This window comes from Oligoflexus sp. (genome assembly GCF_035638955.1).
GTDB lineage: Bacteria > Bdellovibrionota_B > Oligoflexia > Oligoflexales > Oligoflexaceae > Oligoflexus.
Map to the genome: position 1 here is coordinate 1 of NZ_DASQYZ010000137.1, position 7,182 is coordinate 7,182.

Sequence of the window (7,182 nt, forward strand, 5' to 3'; positions counted from 1 at the left end):
ATTCCTGCGCGGCTTCGAGCGCTGACTTCGTTTCACTAAACAGAAGTTCAACCGCAGCATTACCAGCCAGATCGGGTTGAAGTTTCGTGAGCCTTGTCTTGATGAGTGGCAGCTCGGCGATGAGTTTGGCTTTCGCCTCACTCCGGGTTGGTTGCCGTGTTTTCAATGCGGCAGGACCATTCCATTGCTTACCCTCAAAGATGCTGCCCGTGTTCTCCAGCAGCTCCTTTTTCCATTGGCTGATCTGGACGGGATGGACTTCGTACTTGGCTCCGATTTCATTGGCGGTCAGCCCGCCCTTGATAGCTTTGAGAGCGACTTTTGCCTTAAATTCCGGTGAGTAAGACTTGCGTTTCATACGACCTCTTTGAACCTTCCTGGCAATGTATGCCACTGTAACTTAACGAAGTCACTGGTCCAAAAAGCGGCGTCCATTTCAGGATTGTCAGTGAAAACCTGCGCCTGCCTGATCCCCATTCATGCCTCCTTGCACAGGTTGAGGGGATGGGAACCAATGAGCAGGAAAGAGATGGATTGGCTGGCTTGTGGGGTTCGCACTTGGGAGGCGAGCATGGCTGTTTTCCGACACCACAAACCGACGCTCGTTATAGCCTTACGATAACCGCTTGCGCCGTAAAGCGTTTCATAAGAAATAGCACCATGGCCTATTGCGGCCTTTTGGGCCTGATATCCTTTGCGCGATCCCCCATCTCTCTACATGGAGAGTCTGCTGGCGTGAAGGTTTTGCGATAATCATCTCTAGCGCAAAGGAGGATATGATTCAAAACATCTTCGGAAGGATCTGAAAAAAAGGGGATAGAACCAGTCCTGGCGAAAAGAGGTACTCCTCACGGTAGCGGTTTGGGAAAACATCGCTGGGTGGTTGAACGGACTCTTTCATGGCTCCATCAGTTCAGGCAGTTGAAAGTCAGAGAAGAAAGAGATCCAGAGACACACGATGCCCTCACGATGTTAGCTTGCTGCGTGATATGTCACAGATTTTTGAAACGTTAATTTTGCTAGCCGCTCTTAGCACTATCGATGTGAACGATGCGCACCACTCAAGGAGTCGATTCACATGGCTCACCATCCTTCACAGTACGCTCCTCTGCTGCAAATGCTTCGCAGCTTTCACTAAAGTTTTTCGATCCCTGACAACGATACCTTGCGGTTTTTTCGCAACCATTTGCTTCATAAAGATCATTTCCGTGCCAAGAACAAAAGGCGGGTCTCAGCGGTAACAGCTTAACAGTTACTTGCTCGCGAGGGCACTTGAGGTCTGCGGATGCGAGTTCGCGTGCGACATCGGGTGAGTCGTCCTGCTTTATATTCCTCGCCGTGCCGCAAGCAAAAAAACTTAACGCCAGACTCAGAGTTGCGAACAGGCTTATAAACCTATGTTGATTCGTACTCATGACTTTCATTCGAGTTACTCCTGAAAATGGACTGTCCTTTGTTTCTTTGCATAGGGGCCATACCAAGCAATTAGAAATTTTTCTTGTATAATTTGGTTCCCCCTGGCCGTTTCTATTTTATAGAAGGCTTAGTCTGGGACTTACTCCTCGGGTAACACTGATATTCCCAGGTTGACAAGATTTCTTTACAAGCCCTTGTTGTGGCGCCCAATTAGACCGGACATCTCGATCAGCGCCAAAATAAGTGTGAATTCGATGTTCCAATCAGCCCCCAACTTCGTCTCCTCCTTGCACGTCTGATGCCATTGCGCTTCGGCTGCCTATATTTAAGCACGGTGAGCAAGGCAAAGATCATATTGAGCTATGAGTCCATGGCCCCGCAGGGGGCTGCTTCGCGCAATCTGGTCGCCTGCCTGGCGTGTTTGGTTATAGTATTGAGACTGCCCTCAAGATACCTCTTCGCAATTCTTCTGGCAGTTTTCTCAATGAAGCCAACGGCGCAGCGAATGTTTCGACCCACAACTTTAAAATCCACCCCTCTACGATCAGGGATCGGCAGATCCTCTGCTTTATACCCTTTCCGTAAAAATTGGGCTGAATCAGCCTATGCAGAACCCAGCAGACAATGGCGCAAATGCGAAAACCGTAGAGCAAGAGCCGGTCTATCTGTTCCAGTCGATTATTTGAGTAATGTCGGCGAGATAGCATGGGTGGAGAGGGGGGTTATTACCAATAACACAGACTTGCGATGCTCACCTGTGCTTTGTAGGTAACAGTTCATCGCGGACATTGGGGAAAGGCAGGGCCCCGGAGTGAGTAGACCCACTGGATCGCTCCAGTAGGCCATCGGGTAGCCGAACCTCTCTCCCAAAGGACCCACCTATGGAGGTCGAGTGATCGACATGAACGCCGAGCTCAGACATCATTTCCTCGAGATCCCTCGTGGAGAGCTTATAGCTTAGGTACCGGCGAATGCAGGTCAGGATAATGGACTTTTGAAAATGCCGTCCTTTGAAGCTCAGCTCCATAACCACTCCCCCGGTATGGTGAACTGGCGACTATGACGAGTCCCAGGTCAAAACACTAGAGATTTTTTGCAACACAACCGCCCATAATCGCCAGGGTTAGCCTCAACCGAAATTCAGAAAGGGATCATAAAATATACAGGGAGCGGTATTTCTTCTTATGATTTTAAAAACTTCATCGCCGAAAAACGTTATCCGTAACACCCGAAAGCTAAAGATTAATCTTTCTCGTTTTGCCGAACGACCTGCTCCTCATTTGTTGTGAAGCGTATATCATTTTTGCTCCAATCCGATACAAGGGGTGGACTTCTGTGTTAACCGAGGATTGGATGCACTTCGTAATAATTCTTCTATTGTTTGTTATTTATGGCATTCCAGCATTGGCTCAGCCTCTGCTGCTGACTGACTCAATCGCCAATGAGAAGTTGGGCAAACGTTTACAATATACCGTGTCATCGAATGGACAAACACTAGAGCAAGTAAAAACAACAACGTTTGAGGCTTGTAATGATACAAACCTTAACCTTGGGTTCATCGAAGGCGTATTATGGGCAAAATTCGAAGTAGAAAATCCTTCCAGCAAATACTTCACGCTTTTTCTCGAGTTTGACGATGCCTTTATTCCGAACATTGAGACTTTCGTCGAAAATAGAGACGTCATCATCAGCACAAAAACCTTCTCTGTTGAAGAACCCGCTTATGCCTTGGAGGTTAAATCGCTTACCCCGATATTTAAGCTTTCATTGCCACCAGGGCCATCAACTGTCTGGATGAAGTTGCCGGGAGTGCCAAAGAGGCTTCGACCTCAAGTATGGTCGGAAAAGATATTCTTGCACGACAAAAACGATCAATTCTTTGTTCTGGTCATGCAATCAGCTATTCCACTTTGTTTGGTGATCTATCATCTTGTGGTCTACTTGGCAAATCGCAAAACAATTTACCTCAGGTACATCCAATTCGTGGCGATGTTTGGTTCAATTTTATGGATCCACAATGGTATTCTACGCTTCGTGGCACCATCATCTTGGAATCTAAGCTTCTTTTTCACTCAAGGCATATACCTTTGCTATGGGGCGGCGGGAATCACGATCGTCAGATTTTTCCAGGAATATGTGCAGATCGAAATCCACAGACCTTCCTATAACTTTGTACTGACGAAGTTAGTACAAATTTCGAAAGCCTTCTGGGTTCTATCCATATTCTTGCCACTAGGGGCCTATGCTCCCATCAACCTCACAATCCTAGGCTGCTGTATCCTTTTTTCAATGCCGTCTTTCTACTATTTCAGACACCTTCGTCCTATACAGCTCATGTCGATCGGAAGCATCCCCATAGTGCTCTATACCTTTTATGGCATTGGCACGTTAGTAGGCCTTTCAAATCGGTATTACTCAGACAATGTCCTCATGCTGACGGAGACCATTTTTCTCTTGCTACTGGGATCAAGCATCAATCGCCAAGTTCTCGAAATTGAACGGAGGCTGACGACAGAACTCGAGAGAGAGCATGAGAAGGTTATGGATCTGAACCGAAATCTCGAAGCTCGAGTTGAAGAAAGGACCGCGGACATAACTGCTATTTTAGACAATATTGATTTAGGCATCTTCACAATCAAGCCAGACGGAAAAATTCACAAAGAACATTCGCATGCCCTCGAAAGAATTTTCGAATGTAGCGAGATTGCAGAGAAAGATCCTGTGAGATTGCTCCATCATAAAGACTGTGACGCAGCTGATATCGACAAGAATGCAATCGCATGCATACTGGGTGAACCGCCATTAGGCTTCGAACTCAACAAGGGGAATCTATCCAGGGAGATTGTTTTAAAGGGCCATAACTCGTCCAAGCATCTTGAACTGAGTTGGAGCGCAATAGAGCGTAACAGTACCGTTGAACGACTTCTTGTAACGGTGAAGGACGTAACAGAAGAGCGAAATTTAAAAGCAGACGCTGAGCTGAAAGACCAACAAGTAGTCATTCTAAAAGAACTCATAATTGCTCCTTCTTCGACAGTCGCACGCTTCTTTTACAACGCTCGGGTATTAATTGCCGAGAGCAGAGAAACAGTGTCCCAGGGTGAGTCCGACGATGAGAATACGATTCGAGCTTTATTTATCAATGCCCATACTTTCAAAGGCATGGCCAGATCCCTAAATCTAAGACAGCTGAAAGACGCCATTCATTGTTACGAGAATATTCTGTCGGATGCCCGTGATAAGGTCGTGAGGTTGGACAAATCAAAAATCCAAGAAGCGTTGGACGTTGTAATTGCTATCTTCAATCAATACACTTACGTGTTTGAAAATGTCCTCGGTCGAAAAGATGATTACCTTTCCAAGCCCGATGTGTCGAGTGATGAAATATCATCCGTAGTTGAAATAATCGATAGGAGCTTCATAGATGTGAATTTTACTGCACAGCAGGAATTGGACATCAAAAAGATAAAAGCGTGGCTTATCTCAAAAATCTACACACCAGGGAAAGATTTCGCATTCGAATTTTCAGACTTAATTCGTGCCTTAGCAAAAGATCTTGAGAAAGAGATGCCTTATGTAGAAGTATTCGATAACGGCCTTTGTGCTAAAGAGAAAGGCAAGCAGGTCCTTAGCAACATTCTGGTCCATTTGCTCAGGAATTCCATGGACCACGGCATTGAGGCACCTAGAATTCGTATACCCAGAGGAAAAGATCCTAGGGGGAAAATATCGATTTATATGCGTAGAGAACGTGATTCTGTTTGTATTGAATATATGGATGATGGACAAGGCCTGGATTTGAAGTCAATTGAAAGGACTCTAATAAGCAAAGGTCTGCATGGGCTAGCCAGCAGATCAACTGATGAAAAGGCTCGCCTTGTTTTTGAGCCGGGCTTCTCCACCTCAGAGAAAGTGACTGATATATCGGGTCGTGGTGTGGGCATGGATGCTATACGATCGCTTATCGAAAGGGAAGGCGGTACTATAGATATCCAGCTATTCGAGGGCATTGACAATTCGTCATTTGTTCAGTTCAAAGTACTTTTTTCTCTCCCTTATCAGTATTTCTATCAAATGGAACTCCAGAAAAATCAGCCGCTTAAAGTTTCCTAACGGATTGACGGCCATAGCATGGAAGACCCGTAGAAAAGGAATTGCTGTCGAGGGAAACGCGTGAGCTGTTCGTAATGGCGACCCGTATCATCATAGAAGACTGGGTCAAAGTTGAGATCATAAAGAGCTGCTTTGACATTCCTTCCCTGGAGGACGCTTATTCCAGAATTAACTGGATGTCCCGCGATTCAATACTGCCACTCATCCCTACGCTTGAACTCATCTATAGACACACACCGCGGACACTTCTCAATGTCCCGCAGAAACTTGACCTGTCACTGGCAAAGGATGGTTATCAAGTAAAACGTGGTAGGATCGTGCGGCTTCATTTATGACGCCATTCCCTGCGCAAATTAACGAACAGTTCTGGCAAAGTTTTTGCTTTCATTTGGAGGCCTGCCGGCTTTTCCCCATTACACCGGCTCAATCCCTTCTTCTAACTTTCTAGCTGCCAGGGTGATCAGAGCCAACTCCCTGGTGTTGCTTACCAACTGAATCCCTGCCTGACGGCTTCACCGTCAAGCTCTTGCAATCGTTCAATGATTGCGATCAAAAGTTTTTGGTTGATTTGCTTTCCGAGGTGAACCTGAAAGCCCTGGCTGTAGGATGCAGCCAGGCTCTCATAGTCAACGTGCCCCGATATGGCAACGGCAGGGGTTTTGTGTTCCGATCCCTCTTCCATTTCGCGAACGGCTTTGACAAGCTCAAACCCGTCACGTTCGGGCATTGCAATATCCGAGACGATAACATCAAAAGTTTTGCTGTGAAGCTCTTCGAGCGCTTTATCGGCAGAGTGGCAGCGAGTAACAGTTGCCCCATGCCTATCCTGGCATTAATAACGACGGGAGCCGCGCTCTTATCGGTATCAGCATGGTCTGTCCATGCAACTACTGAGAGCGGACCAGGGGTCGACTCCGTAGGATGAAACACGCGGGATTCGGATTTCATCCTCGTCCGCATCTCTTGTTGTATACTGGAAAGCTGATCGTGTTCTCGCAATTAATGATGATCAGGGATGCAGTGCGCATCCATCGGTAGGGTGGCGGGGGTTCCAAAGATTGTTGGCCGAAATCAGTTTGGATTATGCTGGAATTAGTTTCCTCGAGAATACCACGGTCTTACCCAGGCGCAACAGAACCGACGAGACCGTTGCTGATATAGTAGTATTCCTCGACGGCACTACAACCGCCGAGACGGCCTCGGTCACCAGCGGACGGGGGGTTGGCCTCATCTCACGGTACTGCTGCGGCCATGAAATGAACTTCTTGCTAAAAAGCGGAAAGCATTAAACCCTGGCTTTTATTTCCTGCCGGGAATTTCAACGGTATCGCGATCCAGTGAAGCAGACCCACTCAGGGCCTGGATTAATCTCCAAGCATTCTTTCTGCGGCCCTGAAAAATGGTGGGCAGCAGGACGGAATGCTCGTCATCGTCAAACTCTGGGAGTGACTTGGAAACGAGGGCCGATCTTCCACGGTCGGCCTCCGGAGGTTTCTGCAACAGAGCCTCAAGCAGAGCCCATCATCCTCAATAGTATTCCTGCGCGGCTTCGAGCGCTGACTTCGTTTCACTAAACAGAAGTTCAACCGCAGCATTACCAGCCAGATCGGGTTGAAGTTTCGTGAGCCTTGTCTTGATGAGTGGCAGCTCGGC

At 47.2% G+C, this 7,182-nt stretch carries 3 protein-coding genes and 3 pseudogenes; 2 read left to right on the forward strand and 4 right to left on the reverse strand.

The genetic code is table 11. The annotated features are described in order from the left end of the window. Positions 1–358 (reverse strand): transposase (locus tag VE954_RS13580; RefSeq protein WP_324953578.1); only part of this gene is annotated, 358 nt, incomplete at its 3' end. Between the two features lie 414 nt (positions 359–772). On the opposite strand from VE954_RS13580, the pseudogene VE954_RS13585 reads away from it, so the two are divergent. After that, positions 773–1,014: pseudogene (locus VE954_RS13585) on the forward strand (transposase); the annotation flags it as partial. Positions 1,015–1,061: 47 nt separating this feature from the next. Here VE954_RS13585 and VE954_RS13590 read toward each other — a convergent pair. Beyond that, on the reverse strand, positions 1,062–1,424 hold the full coding sequence (locus tag VE954_RS13590) for a hypothetical protein (RefSeq protein ID WP_324953580.1): 363 nt from the start codon (positions 1,422–1,424) through the stop codon (positions 1,062–1,064). An 861-nt stretch (positions 1,425–2,285) separates the two neighbouring features. Next, a pseudogene (locus VE954_RS13595) lies at positions 2,286–2,443 on the reverse strand (IS6 family transposase); the annotation flags it as partial. Positions 2,444–2,751: 308 nt separating this feature from the next. On the opposite strand from VE954_RS13595, the gene VE954_RS13600 reads away from it, so the two are divergent. After that, positions 2,752–5,529: a 7TM-DISM domain-containing protein gene (locus VE954_RS13600; protein WP_324953582.1), complete on the forward strand. Its 2,778-nt coding sequence runs from the start codon at positions 2,752–2,754 to the stop codon at positions 5,527–5,529. Between the two features lie 484 nt (positions 5,530–6,013). Here the strand turns inward: VE954_RS13600 and VE954_RS13605 are convergent. Then, a pseudogene (locus tag VE954_RS13605) lies at positions 6,014–6,340 on the reverse strand (response regulator); the annotation flags it as partial. Positions 6,341–7,182 lie beyond the last annotated feature (842 nt).